The organism is Bacillus cereus group sp. N11 (assembly GCF_016483605.1).
Classification (GTDB): Bacteria; Bacillota; Bacilli; order Bacillales; family Bacillaceae_G; genus Bacillus_A; species Bacillus_A toyonensis.
Genome location: NZ_JAEHBN010000001.1, coordinates 525,052 through 541,974 on the forward strand (window position 1 = coordinate 525,052; position 16,923 = coordinate 541,974).

Consider the following 16,923-nt stretch of genomic DNA (forward strand, 5'->3'; position numbering starts at 1 on the left):
GTTTAATATTACATGCTTTACTTCGCTAAAAAATACAACTAGCAGTCTCTTAAACTAGCTATAGTAAACTATTTTACTTCCACTGTATAATTCCCTGTTCCCCCGCCATATTTATATACACTTAAATAATATTTTCCTGGCTTCGCATTATAATTTCCAAGCAATTTGTTTCCATCACGTTTTGTTGCGTAAGTTACGTAATTGTTTAGATCTGATTCAGAATATAATACCCAGTTTAGTCCAATGTTTTGTTCGTTCGTAACAGAAATCTGTAAATCTTTTTGATCCTTTACATCGATAACAAATTTATCCCCCTGATCTTGATCACTTAAGTTTCCTCTTAATAACGTATTTAAAGATAGTGGATTAGCTGTTTCAAATGAATTATTCGGCTCTTTTTCTACAGCCGTACCTTCTTCCGTATTTACTCCGCTAAACACAACATCATATTCAAATTGTCCAGCATGATTAACACGGTAATTTATAAAATAAGCAGTCAATGTTTTATATCCAGTCCACTCTTTTCCTGAAATACGTTTCAACATATCATTTGTTGCTTCATTCATTACTTTCCAATCCTCAATCTCTCCTTTTGCTGAACTTCCAGTATATGTCCCCTGTAGTGTAAATGTATTAAAGAATTGTGATTTATTCTTTGTTACTTTCACATCTTTTAATTTCGCTTCATTCGTAATATCTGAAGTAATGTCCGAAAGCGATTTTGGATCATGCTGCGCTAAGTACTCATCTGATACTTGTGGGATTGTATACTTATCGCGATTATCTATAAGCATTTGCATATAAGATTGATATTCTTCATTTAAGTTATTATCTTTGCTTAATGCAGAACGGTATGCGTCGTAACTTGAAACATCATTTGCACGAATTAAATCATGCACTTTATCGAACATTTCAGGACGTTTATTATACATATATGATTGCAATGCAAACGAATAGTTATAAAAATCCCACGTTCCATATTTTGCATTTAATGTTTGTGATGCTGTATAACGTTTTGCAGGATCATTAGATAACCCACCAATTATACTTTTTCGCGGTACTACACTATTTAATCGCGTTGAACCTGCAAAGAACTCTGCATTTCCTTCTTCAAACCATGTTAAACGTTCATTTTGATACATTTCCCCTTGGCCCCATAATCCCTGAACCTCGTACCTTCCTTGTAAGTAGTGTGTAAATTCATGGCGGAACAATTCTTCCAAACTATAAATACTTTGCTCTGGTGTACGTTCATATGTAAAGAAAGTTCCCGTTCCTTCAATGTACATTCCACCATTATTCGTTTCATATCCGTACAGTTGACGATTAAATTGATACTCATCTGGACTATTATAAATAACCATCGTTAGCACATCATCCGCATGTCCATTTTCAAGTGGTTTATCGCTACCAACTGTACGATAAAATTGAGAACGTACTTCTTTCGCTGCCCAGTATAGTCGCTTAATTTTCTCTTCACTAACCTTATCCCCAGCTTTAAAGACAATTGCTCCATCATCAAACGTATATGTTTTCGGTAAATATTTCTTTTTACCATCGTCTCGAATTTGATCTAAATTTATTGTTTTTCCGTTCGCATCTACTCCTCCGTAATTTGTAGTAATTTGTTCTGCCGCAACAAAGTATTGCTCTCCTAAATATGGATAAATTCGCATTGCGTCTGTAACAACTTGCTGTCCTTTTGTCGGCGTACTATGAAGCTTGCCCAATCGGCCAGTATAGTAAATTCCGTTATTAATTAACCATCCATTTTTATCTGTTACAGTACCAATTAGTGCGAAACGACTTACTTCATTAATAAAGTTATCGATATTTCGATACCACATCGTATCTTTCGGCTCTTTTCCAGTCGTGTACATATCCGTCTGAATATCAAAATCAATTCCCTTCATCAACTCATATATTGCGTCTCCTTTTGTTCGGTCTTCAATGAAAGTTGCAAGATTATCGTTATATTGTTTAAAAATTTCACCTGCATATAAAACCGTTTCAACATCAGCCGATGCATTTCCAATTAATTTTCCATATGATGAAATAACTTTATTTTGTTCCGATGTACCAAGTTTGAAATTTGGATTTTTTGCAATTGTTTTTAAAGCCGGTAAACATTTATCATGGTAGCTACGCTCATTTAGTTTGCTTAATTCATCATGGTAAAAACCTAAATAAAATGCTGCACGTAGAGCTTCTACTAATGTTTCAATCCCTTTTGAATCATCTTTCGTATAAGCTTGTCCTTGTTCTGCTAGTTTATTAATAATCGCTTGCATTCGACTATCATCTTGATAGAATTTAAGACTATCACTATTAAACTGAAATAATTCTGGAATTTGATACCATTTAATTGTCACAAGAAGATCAGTTAATTGTTTGTTATTTAATTGATTTAACTCAGCCATCGAATACTTTTTTTCTTCAGCTAACGGTTTAATATTATCGGTTGGTGCTAGTGGACGCTGCGATAAATCCGCTAATTTTAACCGTTTTGTAAAAGATGCATTTTCTTGTACTTTTGAAGGATGCGCCAATTCATCAACAGATTTCTGTATTCCTACCGGCTCCATTTGTAATACGTTCTTCACATTTTTCTCTTTTGTCTCTGCTTGAATTTGCAAACCATTACATGTTATTGTCACTAGTCCAACACCAAGAATCCACTTGGAAATTTTCGAATATTTAACCATACCATTGCCCCCTAATAATTTAAAAGAAAATTCTGAATTTTAAAATCAAAAAAACCACTTATTTGTATGTATTTACAGTTCCGCTATAAATACAACTATGATCAATAATGCAATAGTAGCTTGTTTTATACTATTACGAGTACAGATTCCTTACATACAATCTCCCTTCCTTACATGTAATACATGCAAAAACTGTGCCAATCATATTTCTTATGAATAGCCAACATTCTTTTATAAATACTGTAGAATAAAATATACATAGGTGGTTCGACAATGTATAAATCATTTGACACAAAATCTAATTTTTATGAAGAACAAGTTCATTGAATGTTATAAGTTCATTAGCAAGTACATAATTTTCAACTAACAATATCGCAAATTTTTAAATCTCTCAAAAAAGGTAAACAAACATATTCCATAAAGCTAATATGTTTGTTTACCTTTTCCGATTTCAAATCAACAGCAAGATATCGTTGAATAAAAGCAGCATTAATACGTATTTTGTTATTCATTTCTCTTTTTCATATAATCTTTTTCACATTGTAACGGTTTGAATTTCACTTTTTTCCCTTTCTTCTTTTTCGTTTTTATAACGAGCCATTCCCCTTTTTCAACGTCTAGTTTTAGGCGTTTCATTACATTGATATTATCGTTTTCTTTATAAAGTAAAAATGCCTCTTGCGCCCTTACAAATAAGCTCGGCTGCTCGCTAAATCCACCACTATCATAAATTTTAGTTAGCGAATTATAATAAGAATCATTTTCCTTTCCACCATACATCAAATGGGCAGCCTCCAAATCTCTTTTACTTACTTCCCAAAAACTATGTTCATCAATATTTAAATTAAATGTGGATTTAATGTCCTGTATTATATTCTTCACATACTTTTCATCTCGAATTTTCCTTTCTTCGAGACAATCCGAAGATAACCTTGGTGTATCTGATTGGGAATGTACAACGTGTTGTATCGATACACACAGAATAAATATGCTTAAAATGTAAAATATTTTTTTCATATTTACATATCACCTCAAATGATTTAGATACTATATTATTTGAGGCTTACAATATTCTTATGCTAATAATAAGAAAGATCCTATAAAATAAAATTTTTATAGGATCTTTCCTTTTAATATTGCTTTATCAAATTCACGGGCTGGGCAACTACCTTACTACTTTTCACATCATATAATCCTATAGGTGTTACTCGTATAAACGGCAAGTGCGTCGCAGAAAAGAACAAAATGGTAAATGCTGGATCATCATACACGTAGCCACGCTCTTGTAGTAATTTCACCATCTTTTTCTCTTCCTGTATTAATTCACTCATTTTTAAATCGGACATAATCCCGAGCAACGGTAATGCAATTTCGTGTAACACTTCATTGTTTTCTGCTATGACCATTCCACCACCGAGCTCTTTTACTCTACGAAAAGCTGTAAGCATATCTTCTTTCCTTTTTCCGATAAGAATAATGTCACCTGTACCAGAATAAGAACTTGCAAGACCTCCTAATTCATTTACAAAACCTTTCACAACTGTATTCACTCGCCAAGTACCATCGCGGGCAATCATCATTAGGAAACATTCATCATGTTCCATGGAAAGTTCATCACAGTCTAAGTCGATTTCGCTAACATATGGTTTTGTTATAACATTGTTTAACAAGTGTATACCCGTTTTATTAGAAAAAATCATATGTTCTTTTTCTATAGACCAGTCTAATGATAATGGGGTTACTTTAAATTCACTCCAGTTTATATGTAATGATTTATTTTTGTTTACTCCGTCACGCTTCACCCATTTTCCCTTTGCAATTACACTAATTGGCACCGGATTTTCTTTACTTTCCAAAATATTAATATTGGCGATTCTCCCTGTCGCAATGGAGCCATGTAAATGCTCCATATTATAATAACGAGCAATGTTATAACTTGCCATATGGTAAGCATCTATTGCCGGAATTCCTTGCTCAATCGCTATTTCTATCAATCTATTCGTCATTCCGTTTTCATAAAATGACGGATGTGAACCATCTGTTGTAAAAATGAATCTATCAAATTGCTTAACACCTAATTCTAGTAATTCTTTCAATAAAACTTTTAAATCTGGACGAATCGAAGAATTTCTAAGAGAAACAGTGTAGCCTTGCAAAAGGCGCGTGAAAGCTTCCTGTCCTGTCATCGCTTCATGATCACAATCTGTACCTAACAGTTTTAACTTCGCTAAAGTCGTTTCAGATGCCCCCGGAAAATGTCCTTCTACTTTTTTCTGTAACCGCTTCGTTTCCTGCACCCAATTTAACATTTCATCATCGCCATGTAATAGTTTCGGCCATGCTGTTAACTCGCCGCCTTGAAGAACTGCGTCATGCTTTAGCCACTCTATTATTTCTTCACTATTAAATAAAGATTCCCCATTTTGCAGCTCAGTTTGCCCATCAAAACGACACCACCAATACATACTTGCCGGAACCTTTTTAAATTCATCTAATAAACGAAATGCTTCTTCACGTTGTAATGTGAAAAATAAAGTTAAATTATCATTAATAAAAGTTGTCGTCCCAAATTGCATCGCATGATTCGCTAACGTCTCTGGATTATACAATTGATATGGATGCACATGCGGTTCGATGTAACTAGGAACTATATGCTTTCCATCGCAATCAATCACTTCACATTCACTTAGTTGCTCTGGCAATTTTTCTCCTACATATACAATGCGGTCATCATAGATCCAAATATTCGCTTTCATCCACTCACGCATATACGAATTTAAATATGTTGCATTCCTTAATAAAATGTGTGGACTTCTTTTACTATCTAATACTTCAACATGTTCTCGTAATTGCTTGTTAGTCCATTTAAAATGATTTTGTTCCATTGTATTCAACTCCAAATCAACTCATAATTATTTTGATTAAAACGAGAAATATTTAACTAACTAAAGTATTTTCTATGCATAACTCCCCTATTGATGCCCCTATACCCTTCATTATATGGAATGATTCCAAAAATAACAATTTTCAGAATCATACACATATCTCTTTTATCCAAAATAAAAAGAATGTCATGTAACTGACATCCTTTTTATTTTTATCGTAAGCTATACGATTGATTTTCACTTTGAAATACACTTGATGCCCTATCATAAATGCTACTACTGTCCATAGTTGCGCATTTTACAAAGTACCTCTTTTATATACAACTATAACAAAATTCCATTCATTTTCTTTTCATTTATTTATTAAATTCAATTTGCATCATTTTATTAAACTGCGAAACAATATCGACCTCATCTAAAGAGTTAATACTGACAGCCAATGTATGTTTACCACCAATTACTCCGCCAGCAAAAGTTGTAAATCCGGGAATTCCTCCTCCGTGACCCCAAACTGAAACACTGTTTGGAAGTTTAGTCTCATAGATTCCAAGACCATACCCATCACCAACCGCTTTTCCTTCTACAGGAACTGTAGTAAGCATTTCTTTTAGCTCTCGTTCCTTCAATAACTTACCACTGAGTAAAGATGAAAAGAATTTATTTAAATCATCCGCATTAGAAATCATATCTCCAGCTGAATTAGCTAAACTCGGATTATAATACGTAATGTCTTTCAACTCGCTCGTTCCTTCGGTTTTCACATACCCACGAGCATGATTCTTTCCTGGGATGACAGGTGAATTACCTGGTAAAAACGTATTTGACAAGTCCAAAGGTTCAATAATTCGCTTTTCGATTTCTTCCGCATAACTATTACCAGTTATTTTTTCAATAAGCATTCCTAGTATTACGTATCCTGTGTTTGAATACGACCAGCCTTTACCTGGCGAAAAATCCGGAGGCAGCGCAAGTCCTATTTTCACTATTTCTTCTGCTGTATACGTTTTTTTCGAATTCATTATGTCAGCATCTTTTGACTTCAAATATTCAGCTATACCACTTGTATGATTCAAAAGTTGGCGTATCGTAATTTGATTACCATCATACCCATTTCCTTGAATGAGGCCCGGTAGCCACTTTTCAATTGAATCGTCAAGTTGTACGCGATTTTCTCCAACTAATTGCAGAACAGTCGTGGCAGTAAAAGTTTTCGTCACACTACCAATCCGAAAGCGATAATCTGATTTCACCGGTTTCTTTGTACTTAGATCTGCTACGCCAGCAGTATAACTACTCGTTTTTCCGTTGTTAGACGCCTTAGCTAATATTCCTACAGCACCAAGCTGTACTGTTTCCTGCATTACTTGTTTCCAGCCATTACGATTCTTTTGATCATGTACTTGTGACGAACTAGAAATATTTTGAGTTGACTCTGCAGTCACAGTAAAACCAGGTGTGAATAGAGCAGTACCCGCTAATAAAACTGCAAAACTTGCTAACTTAATTGAATTACATTTTTTCATAAGGCTTTCTCTCCTCCATTAATATCGGATTGATTCAAGCTATACTTTCATCCTATATGATAAATCTCTCTTTTTTCTTATCCATTCCTTACGAAATACTTACGTTTAAATTTAAATACGGTAAACTGAGGAAGAGTTATGCATGCAAATAAAAAGAGAACATGTTTTCATTTTTTATGTAAACATGTTCTCTTAAACATTTAAAATTCTATATCAACTTTTCATCCTATTCTTTACACAACTAATTTATATTCTTTTTACCAGCCCGCACTAGCATTCATACCATTTCCAATAATAGAAAGTAATAGCGGCCATAATACTGGTCCCAATGTAAGAAATACATTTAGAAGTATGAGCATTCTATATCCACCGGTGAAATTATGATTTTTACGATTAACAAATACGAGACTAACTAATGATATTATGGTCGTTAAAAATAACACTAACATTACCAACCAATACCACACCATTAAACTGAGACTCCACGGTGTTAATAGCTCGTGTATGATACAAAACGAGATTCCTAATACAGAAAAACTAAAACTAGTCACCGCTGTTTTTATAAGCCATTTATTTATTTTTTTATCGTATGTATTTTTACAATATAAATCTATTAAAGTATATAAAGATAAATATGCCATTAATACACCTATCCAAGACAATAACCAGTCTCCGTCCCCTTTGAATAATACGTACAGTAACCAACACATACCTACTGCAGAAAAAACAAAGGAAATAAGTATGCTTTTTAATACCGATTTCATTACATTTTCACACCCTTAAAAAACTTAAAAATTAATTATAATTTATAAAAATTAAATATAGGTTAACATGTAATGAAGTATAAGTAAATAAAGTTAATTTTGTTTACCTATTTGAATACGGTTTCATATAAGAAAATAATTCATATTAATCAAATTTCCATATAAAAAAGAAAAGGTGGATATTTATGTATCCACCTTCCCATCTCCCTCTACCCACTTCATTATTTCTTCCACATCTAAATCCGTATAAGTCTTTTCACCATAACGAACAGACTCATATAACGAGATAATATCCCTTGTTCTACAAATTCTTTTTAACCATTGTTGCATCGTTTCATAGGACCTTCTCTGTTCATGAAATGGTAATGTTCTTTCCCATTCAACTAACGTTTTTCTTATCGTATCTGTCGGTAACGGCTGTTCTAACTGATGAATGACTTTTTCATTCTTTATGCTTCTTACCGCAGTTTGCTTTGTGATCGATTCTTTCTCCTGTACTATTTCTGTTTTCGTCAATTTTTTCCTAATATGCTTGTAGATGGCATATATAATTGATATTGCGATTATCACATAAAAAACTATAGTAATCCATACATTTGAAAGAACAGAAAGCACGTCACTCCATAGACCTTCTCTTTCGAAAGGTTGAAATTTTCTACCCGTTTTCGTTCTTATACCTGTATCTTCTACTTCTTCATATTCATCTTCATCTATTTCGGAATCATCAAAATTTTCACCTATACTAGTAAAGTCATAATTTCTTTCCGATATTGTCTTAGTCTTACTGAAAAAACGCTCTTTTACTATGTCTTGTACATACACAACACCTTGTGATAACGTTATCGCGCTAATCGCAAAGAAAAGTATGATTAAAGTTCTTACACTCCATAATTTCACTTTCATATGCCGCTTTTTATTCACCATGACATAAGCCCCTTCTTATTCTTTCATTACAATCCATTTATTCGTTCTACTGTATTTCTTTGGTGAAGTACCAATAATTAAAGGAACCGCATCCAGTTCCTTTCGACGAAAGCCTGCTGTGTAAAAATAAGAAGAAGATATAGGCGTATCTTGGTCTGATATCGAGGCAAGTACCCTTAATACATTTTGCAAGTGTTTCCGATTATCCCCATTTTTTATATGTAGCAAACCGTTATCTTTTACACTATTGATCCATACTTCAAACGAACAGTTTTGCATAAGAAGTTGTTTGCATATACCTGCCGTTAATTCAATTAGTTCCTCTATATCATTTCGCAAAGAAACACCACTTTTATTTTGCAAGTTGAGATAAATCGCGTATTTATCACATTGTGTTCGCTCATACTTTTTCGCAATTATCGTCCCTGCTTTCGCTGTTGCACTCCAGTGGATGGAACGAAAATCTTCATTTTCATAAGACTTTACTCCCATTACTTTCGTTTCATCATATAAGGGTGAAGACATCGCTTTTCGAAATCCTCGTGACCATTCTTGTAATTCCGGAACTTGTATTTTCGGAACGGCTGGTAAGACTAAATAAGAGGGCGTATCAACTTGTTTATATGTTATATGGTTCGTTATAAATCCAAAGAGATCAGTAATAACAATTTCAACTTCTTCCCATTTCGCGATGCCTCTTTTTAACGCTACAGCTTGTAAATCAAATGAAACTGACTCCCTTCCTTTTAAATTAAAATTCATATAATAATTTGAACCTGTACTATGATTTTTGTTTATTTCATCATGATTCCAAGTTAGCTTATTTTCACATTTAAATCGAAATACGATATTAAGAATAGGAAATATCGACTTGTTTGAAATTTTCATTTTGCACATATTCGTTTCACCTATAAAAACGTTCGAATTCCCTTGACTGTATTCCCATTCAACACGAGATACTTTACGTATATATACATGCATAGCACCTATTAAAATTACATATAAAAATACGAGAGATAAAAACAGTAGATTACTTGAAAATACACTTAAAATAACGGCTACAACTGACATAACCCCCATTACGAAAGGCTCCGCTAAAGGTGTATACACAAGCTGTTGATTCATCGTACATTCTCCACTGGCACACTAATCGTATGAAGAATTTCTTTCATAATTTGTTCTTTCGTAGTTTTCATCTCTCCCTCAATCGTTAACGTTAAACGATGAGCACAAACTGATGCAGCGAGCGTCTTAATATCATCTGGCGTACAGTAATCTCTTTCATTTAATATTGCCCGTGCTTGAATCGCCCTCATAAATGCCAACGTTCCCCGAGGGCTTACACCAATTTCAATTAACTCATGGTTACGAGTTGCTTCAATAATTTCAAGGAGATAATCTTGCACATCATTCCCTACTAACACTTCTCTTGCACGCTTTTGCATCGTAATAATTTCTTCACTTGAAATAATAGAATGTAACGTTTCTAACGGATCATTCATTTGAAACCGATTCATCATTTCCTTTTCTGCTTCTCTCGTAGGATAACCTTGACGAATCGTAAGTAAAAAACGATCTAGCTGAGCATCAGGTAAAGGAAATGTACCAGCCGATTCAAGAGGATTTTGCGTTGCAATTACTAAAAAAGGTTCTGGTAATGAATGTGTCTGCTTCGCAATTGTAACAGTACGCTCTTCCATAACTTCAAGTAACGAAGATTGTGTTCTCGGTACAGCCCGATTAATTTCATCCACTAATACGATATTTGCAAAAATAGGACCTAACCTCGTTTTAAATTCCGATTCCTTCACATCAAAATATTCAAGACCAATAACATCTCCAGGTAAAGTATCCGCTGTGAATTGAATTCTTTGGAACTTAGCGTCCACACTTTTAGCCAAACTTTTCGCTAATGTTGTTTTCCCCGTCCCAGGTACATCCTCTAATAAAATGTGCCCTCTTGCTATAAGAGCTATAGCTGCCAGTTCAATCGATTCATCTTTTCCTATAATAACTTTCGAAATATTGTTAGTAATTTTCTTTAATGTACTCATATAGTAATCTACCACCTTTTAATTATCTAAAAATTAAGAATATATTTTTTCCAAATTATAACATGTAATTCGAAGATGAAATAGGGTGAAAATGAATCTTTTATTTTTTCTTCATTGCACGCAAAAAAGCACCTATTGTCGTATATTGACAATAAGGTGCTTAACTCAATCCAACAGCCTTCTTTCCCTCTAATTTTTAGTAACAATACATCCTTTTTTCTCCCACGCATGCATTGTTTTCAATTAACTAGTAAAATGCATTCTAATATTACATATAATGAAAACCATTTCGATTTGTTCGTTATAGAACTTCCTCTACATCGATACTCTCTATCTTCACTTCATACATATTTGGGATACTTGCTTCTTTTGGTACCCATGCATAATAATTTTGATCATTTTCTAACATAAATTGAACTAACTTTGTTTCTGAAACATTCCAGAAATTTTTAAGATTATCAATGTAGTCCTCTAAATCTTCTTTATAGTCCAATTGTAATATATAATCTCTTACCGTCAGGGCAAACACAATTAAACTTCCTAATAGATTTTTTTGCTCATTTTCTTCTTCATACTCTTGTGGTAAGAACCACACTTGACCTATTCCTATCGTTTTTTTGTATTTTTCATAAAAACTACTATCATCCATATTCTCATAGTCATGGATCAATTCATTGACCAATGAATTCCATTTTGGAGGAATAATGTTTTCCAATGCAGGATTATGTTCAATTCCTTCTACTATATCCTCGATTTCTTCTGTCTCATCTTCATAGTGATATTCACTTAGGTCTATATGTTTAAATTTCATTTCATTTTTATAATGTGCCAAATCATATGGATAATGATTATTATCTTTTAAACTTATATCATCAAGTTCGAGTATCTTTACTATTGCAGCTGTCTCAAAGCTCCAGTACCCCACATATCCAGGTTCTTTGTGTGCATTTTTCCATTCATAATCATAATGGCCTTTAAACCATTCTTTCTCCATATACGTTTGTAATCTTTTAGACGCTTCTTTTTTATCTGTTTGTGCAAGTTCTATAATCTCTTTCGTTTTTGCATATGGATTTTCTTTAAAATAAACATTCGTCATTTTTGTGTATCCGATATCACTAGCGCATAAGAGGAAATCGATTACTGCATCATTCACATTTTTTTTATCAACTATCTTTTTTAATCTTTCTATATTCTTTTTATCCGTTTCTAACAAAATTCCTAAAGAAATTATCCAAAGCATATATATATAACCCACTTTGCTAGTCCCTGTATGCTCTAAATCATCTATCGCATTATAAAAAAATACTTCCATTTTACTAATGTCTTCTCCTAAAGAATACATTGCCCTAATGTCGTTCATCTCATGTATAAAATTCGACAAATAATTTTCTAATATAATACTTTTGTTATCATTAGGATATCTTTGAATACCATTTTTTTTATCTTCTTCTAAACTTTTAATCTCTTCTCTATTTTCTTCGATAAACTCTTTATGATATTCTATTCCCCTTTTACATTTTTCTTCTATACATAAATGATCTCTCATTCTTTTTAATTCCTCCTCGCTTCTAGATTATGGCCACTCTCCAACGATGTTACCCTTTGCATCTATCTTAAATGTTTTAACCTTTCCACTACTATCAACTTTTGATAATACTCTTTCAACTTTACCTTTTTGCAAGGCTTTCGTAATCTGTTCAGCTAATACTTCATCTCCCTCAACAGCTTTTAATATTCTACTTTTTCCAGTTTCAGAACCTTTCAACCAATCATTTGACATTTGTCGTCCATCTTTAGTTTTCCCCAATTGTGAACTACCAAACTTAGCTTCATCTATAACGTATTTGATCTTTGATTCTGCATTTGCATTTTCGTATAATCCATCAATTCCTTTTACTATTTTATCATTTATACCTGATGGTGCACTTTTTCCGACTGGCTTTAAATCAAATCCAGCTTCTTTTAAACTTTGATTATTCAATAAATTGTCACTAGATTTTATTTCACCATAATTCCCTTTTTGCTTATTTGTAGCTGTTTTTGCATCAAAATTATCTACATTTGTATTTTTGTTACTGCTAGGTTTACCGTTAGCCGCACCCCCACCAGAAGACTGGATTTTTTGAATAGTATCCTTAGCATTTTGAATCGATTTATTCCAAACAAATCCACCATGTACAAAAAGACTTGCCCCAGTAGCTGTTGCTGCTATATCTAATGGAATAACAATTGGTGATGCTAACCCACCAGTTCCTACTTCTGCCACGATAGTTAAGAAATTAGATCCGCCTATGAGCGAGATACCTTCAAACATTTCTACAATGGACCCGGCTATTTAATAATTTTGCCCTGTTTTTTGACATTGAAAAACATACTATATAGCATCAATTGAAGCCTATGTGCCTGTGAAATGCGAGGTACGAAAGTGCATTCGCTCAAATAATAATTTTCAATTGAAATCAACAAAAGAGACCTCAAATGTGAAGTCTCTCTTGTTGATTATTTTCCATAAGTAACTCGCCATTTATTTGTTTATTTTAAGACAGATAACGTGGTTCATTCAAATATATATCTTAAAGAAAAAATTTTTCCTGCCGTCATAATCTAGTAGAATAGATTCAATTAATTCTTATTAATTGCGATAAACTCACTAGGAATCTCATCTGCTAACCAAACTTTTTCATTTCCTAAATAAAATTTAACGCCTTCTTCTCTAGCTTTTTCAGTATTAACTTCTAAAATAATAGGATGCTTATCTTTTCTTTTCCCCACTAATTCAGCAGTTATAATATCTTCAGAAAGATGGACATATTGTCTCGACATAGGTGATAGACCATTTGATTCAATAGAATTTAAAAAGCGAGGAGATGTACCATGATAAAGAAATTTAGGTGGAACGCCTTCTTCCTTTACTATTTTCATGGGAATAGAATGTCCATACAACGCACGAATTTTATTTTCTTTTAGCTCATGCCTTTTTTTCTCAGATTTCTCAATCATTATTTTTAAATCTTCTATCTTCACATCTCTCCATTCAATGGATTGGTGAAGTGCTTGTAAAAGTTGCTCAACAGAAACCCACCCATTCTCATCTAACTCCAATTCGTATTCCCATGGAGCATGACGTAAAGCATAAGATACTTCTTTACTTAAATTTGTATAGAATTTTTGTTTATTCAATTTCTTCACTCCGATTGTAATCAATCATTTCTTTCATAGCAACTTCGACCCACTCCCAAAAATCATCAAACTCTTTTCTTTGTTCAAAGCCTTCAGAAGCAAAATCATGAATAAGTTGAACTTTACTTCCTTTGCCGATTTCAAAACATGCAGTATCATCATTATCAACTCTTTTAGCAAAAGGAATCAGCTTACGATTAGGATATCTTTTCTTCATACCAGAGTATATGTTAGTAGCCTGTTCTGATTCCTTTAAAAACCATATATCAAAATTAACTAAATCTAATTTGACTAATAAGGTAACAGTTTAAATGCCACCTATTATTTACACATTTTTCTTTCCCATACTCTTTTTCCGTCAGTTAAAAACACTGCACTTGGCGGATCATCATAGAGAGAAATTTCAACCAATGAACTTTTTTCTTGTTTTAACCAATTATATACAGTACCTTCGTTTGTATTAGGTCGAGATAAAATATTATTTACTCTAAATACAGCTGCATCATATTCTGTATAATTTATATCATCCTCATCTAGTCCATTGTCTGTTTCAAAAACTGTATCTAGTTCTCCAATAATCCTCAATCCACTTTTCCATTCTAGTATCATGTCACTATGTTCATAATTTATTAATGTTCCAATTAAAGAATCGTACCCCATTTGCATCCTCTTTTCTTATGATTTTTATGGTCTTGATGGTACTATATGAGCGCCATCTTTTCCATAATGAATCAACCCTTTAGTAGTCTCATGATATTCACCAGTATTGCGGTCATAATATTTTCCTATTGGCTCACCAAAGTCTACTCTTTCTCTACCGTTTTTTAATAGTTTACCTTTCCCGGCGAACTTATCAAGCAATTCTTGCGCTATTTTATTATCGCCATAGAAAATGCTCTTATTTTTTCCATTTGCTAATTCTTGTTTATAGTTCGGTGTATCAGGAATATGCTTTTCTTGAGCTCCTGCTTTCACTTTTATTGGATAACCATTTACTTCACGGTATAGACCTTTAGGTACAGAATCTTTTCCATAAGAAGGTATTCGATTACTCGCACCCTTACCTCCACCAGAAGACTGGATTTTTTAAAGAGTATCCTTAGTATTTTGAATCGATTTATTCCAAACAAATCCACCATGTACAAAAAGACTTGCCCCAGTAGCTGTTGCTGCTATATCTAATGGAATAACAATTGGTGACGCTAACCCGCCAGTTCCTACTTCTGCCACGATAGTTAAGAAATTAGATCCGCCTATGAGCGAAATACCTTCAAACATTTCTACAATGGACCCGGCTATTTAATAATTTTGCCCTGTTTTTTTTAATGTTTTTTGACATTGAAAAACATACTATATAGCATCAATTGAAGCCTATGTGCATATTCTGTTAGCTTTAATTCATAAAAATAATTTCGATAAATTTATAGCTTACCTTTCAATTAAAAAAGCACTTATTGTCTCAAATAGACAACCAAGTGCTTTAAGTTCATATGTTTTTAAGTAGCATAAATTTGTAAATTTTTGCCCATTCCAAGTCTTTAATATTCGTCGTACAGTAAAATGTCATCTCGCCTAAGCTCGTACCTCGTTTTCTATTCTATCATTGCACATAACACTCTATGATGGTACAACCATCATGATCTATGAATTTCAAGAAAGTATCATTATATCCCATGGTTCTATGCTTAAGCACACCAACTATTCCTTTAATTTAAGGATTTTCTATATAACTTTCTGCAATATCAATATCATTTGTCATTTCTAATTCTGGAAATTTTCCATCTAATTTTCTTAAGCAATTAATTAGTTCTTTACTTTGTATAATTTCTACTATATCTTCCAAAACTTCACTTATCCAATATAACTCTTCTTTACTACAGTTCTCTAAATATCTTATAGTATTTTCCTCATTTTCTGAGAGAACTTCTATTATTTCATTCCAACTTTTTTGTATCCCATAGTCATCATTCAAATTTAATTTTTTTCTTTCATTTAATATAACTTCCATTTTATTTGCTATATCCATATTAATCCTCCAAACTCTATCTACGGTTGTTTAGTAGCATCTGGAAAAATAGTCCCTACCTCTCCATTTGTTTTTATAACTCCAACCCTAACCCCTATCTACAGATTTCTCTTTCCCATACTCTTTTTCCGTCAGTTAAAAACACTGCACTTGGCGGATCATCATAGAGAGAAATTTCAACCAATGAACTTTTTTCTTGTTTCAACCAATTATATACAATACCTTCGTTAGTAGAAGGTTGAGATAAAATATGATTTACTTGAAATGCAGTTGCATAATATTCTGCGTATGCGGGGTCATCATCATCTAATCCATTGTCTGTCTCATAAAATGTGTCTGTTTTACCTACAATTCTCAACCCACTGTTCCACTCTAATATGATTTCTACACCTTCATGCTCTGTTAATGTTTTAAATAAAGAATCTGCTTCCATAGACATCCTCTTTCTTAATTTTATTCTGATGGTTTTACTGGTACTATATGGGCACCATCTTTTCCATAATGTATCATTCCTCTATTAGTCTCTATATATTGTCCGGTCACAGTGCCATAGTATTTACCTATTGGTTCACCAAAGTCCACTCTTTCTTTATTTTTGGTAACAGTGGTTCCTTTTCCTGCAAACTTATCAAGCAATTCTTGTGCTATTTTATTATCACCATAGAAAATGCTCTTATTTTTTCCATTTGCTAATTATTGTTTGTAATTTGGCTTATTAGGAATATGTTTCTCTTGAGCACACGGCTATACTTTAACTAGAAATCCATGTAATTCTTTGTAAGTTCCTATAGATACGGACTTCTTTTCATACGAAGGTAAGCCATTACCCGTACCTCGTAATCTTAAAATAAAAAGCACT

General features: G+C 33.0%; 14 protein-coding genes and 4 pseudogenes. All 18 read right to left on the minus strand.

Annotated elements, in window-relative coordinates:
- Nucleotides 1-68: 68 nt before the first annotated feature.
- A complete protein-coding gene (gene colA, locus JDS98_RS02755) occupies nucleotides 69-2,705 on the minus strand; it encodes a collagenase ColA (protein WP_199633527.1) in 2,637 nt (878 codons plus the stop codon).
- Between the two features lie 504 nt (nucleotides 2,706-3,209).
- Nucleotides 3,210-3,722 (minus strand): hypothetical protein, encoded by a 513-nt coding sequence (locus JDS98_RS02760; protein ID WP_098711499.1) that lies wholly within the window; start codon nucleotides 3,720-3,722, stop codon nucleotides 3,210-3,212.
- Nucleotides 3,723-3,835: 113 nt separating this feature from the next.
- Nucleotides 3,836-5,590 carry an adenine deaminase C-terminal domain-containing protein gene (locus JDS98_RS02765; RefSeq protein ID WP_098711498.1) on the minus strand — a complete coding sequence of 585 codons (1,755 nt, stop codon included), beginning with the start codon at nucleotides 5,588-5,590 and terminating at the stop codon, nucleotides 3,836-3,838.
- Nucleotides 5,591-5,946: 356 nt separating this feature from the next.
- The gene (locus JDS98_RS02770; RefSeq protein WP_199631312.1) at nucleotides 5,947-7,113 is read right to left on the minus strand and encodes a serine hydrolase domain-containing protein; all 1,167 of its coding nucleotides are present in this window, start codon (nucleotides 7,111-7,113) and stop codon (nucleotides 5,947-5,949) included.
- 257 nt (nucleotides 7,114-7,370) lie between these two features.
- Nucleotides 7,371-7,877, minus strand: coding sequence for a DUF3902 family protein (locus JDS98_RS02775; RefSeq protein WP_097959900.1), 507 nt, complete (start codon nucleotides 7,875-7,877; stop codon nucleotides 7,371-7,373).
- Nucleotides 7,878-8,060: 183 nt separating this feature from the next.
- Nucleotides 8,061-8,801, minus strand: coding sequence for a signal peptidase II (locus JDS98_RS02780; RefSeq protein ID WP_141556006.1), 741 nt, complete (start codon nucleotides 8,799-8,801; stop codon nucleotides 8,061-8,063).
- 15 nt (nucleotides 8,802-8,816) lie between these two features.
- Nucleotides 8,817-9,926, minus strand: a complete 1,110-nt coding sequence (locus tag JDS98_RS02785) for a DUF58 domain-containing protein (protein WP_097959899.1) — start codon at nucleotides 9,924-9,926, stop codon at nucleotides 8,817-8,819.
- The gene (locus JDS98_RS02790) at nucleotides 9,923-10,855 is read right to left on the minus strand and encodes an AAA family ATPase (protein ID WP_199633528.1); all 933 of its coding nucleotides are present in this window, start codon (nucleotides 10,853-10,855) and stop codon (nucleotides 9,923-9,925) included. The genes JDS98_RS02785 and JDS98_RS02790 overlap by 4 nt, the downstream gene beginning before the upstream one ends.
- Before the next feature lie 301 nt (nucleotides 10,856-11,156).
- Nucleotides 11,157-12,404: a PoNi-like cognate immunity protein gene (locus JDS98_RS02795; RefSeq protein ID WP_199633529.1), complete on the minus strand. Its 1,248-nt coding sequence runs from the start codon at nucleotides 12,402-12,404 to the stop codon at nucleotides 11,157-11,159.
- 27 nt (nucleotides 12,405-12,431) lie between these two features.
- Nucleotides 12,432-13,193 (minus strand): annotated as a pseudogene (locus JDS98_RS02800) (hypothetical protein); the annotation flags it as partial.
- Nucleotides 13,194-13,480: 287 nt separating this feature from the next.
- On the minus strand, nucleotides 13,481-14,038 hold the full coding sequence (locus JDS98_RS02805) for an RNA 2'-phosphotransferase (protein WP_199633531.1): 558 nt from the start codon (nucleotides 14,036-14,038) through the stop codon (nucleotides 13,481-13,483).
- Nucleotides 14,031-14,333 (minus strand): annotated as a pseudogene (locus tag JDS98_RS02810) (hypothetical protein); the annotation flags it as partial. The gene JDS98_RS02805 and the pseudogene JDS98_RS02810, both read right to left, overlap by 8 nt.
- Before the next feature lie 26 nt (nucleotides 14,334-14,359).
- Nucleotides 14,360-14,698 (minus strand): hypothetical protein, encoded by a 339-nt coding sequence (locus tag JDS98_RS02815; protein ID WP_000540189.1) that lies wholly within the window; start codon nucleotides 14,696-14,698, stop codon nucleotides 14,360-14,362.
- A 24-nt stretch (nucleotides 14,699-14,722) separates the two neighbouring features.
- Nucleotides 14,723-15,337 (minus strand): annotated as a pseudogene (locus JDS98_RS02820) (polymorphic toxin type 50 domain-containing protein); the annotation flags it as partial.
- 412 nt (nucleotides 15,338-15,749) lie between these two features.
- Nucleotides 15,750-16,064, minus strand: a complete 315-nt coding sequence (locus JDS98_RS02825; protein WP_000350220.1) for a hypothetical protein — start codon at nucleotides 16,062-16,064, stop codon at nucleotides 15,750-15,752.
- Nucleotides 16,065-16,084: 20 nt separating this feature from the next.
- Nucleotides 16,085-16,159 (minus strand): annotated as a pseudogene (locus JDS98_RS30670) (EndoU domain-containing protein); the annotation flags it as partial.
- Nucleotides 16,159-16,497 carry a hypothetical protein gene (locus JDS98_RS02830; RefSeq protein ID WP_149237249.1) on the minus strand — a complete coding sequence of 113 codons (339 nt, stop codon included), beginning with the start codon at nucleotides 16,495-16,497 and terminating at the stop codon, nucleotides 16,159-16,161. The pseudogene JDS98_RS30670 and the gene JDS98_RS02830, both read right to left, overlap by 1 nt.
- Before the next feature lie 20 nt (nucleotides 16,498-16,517).
- On the minus strand, nucleotides 16,518-16,733 hold the full coding sequence (locus JDS98_RS30070; protein ID WP_307838280.1) for a polymorphic toxin type 50 domain-containing protein: 216 nt from the start codon (nucleotides 16,731-16,733) through the stop codon (nucleotides 16,518-16,520).
- Between the last annotated feature and the right edge of the window lie 190 nt (nucleotides 16,734-16,923).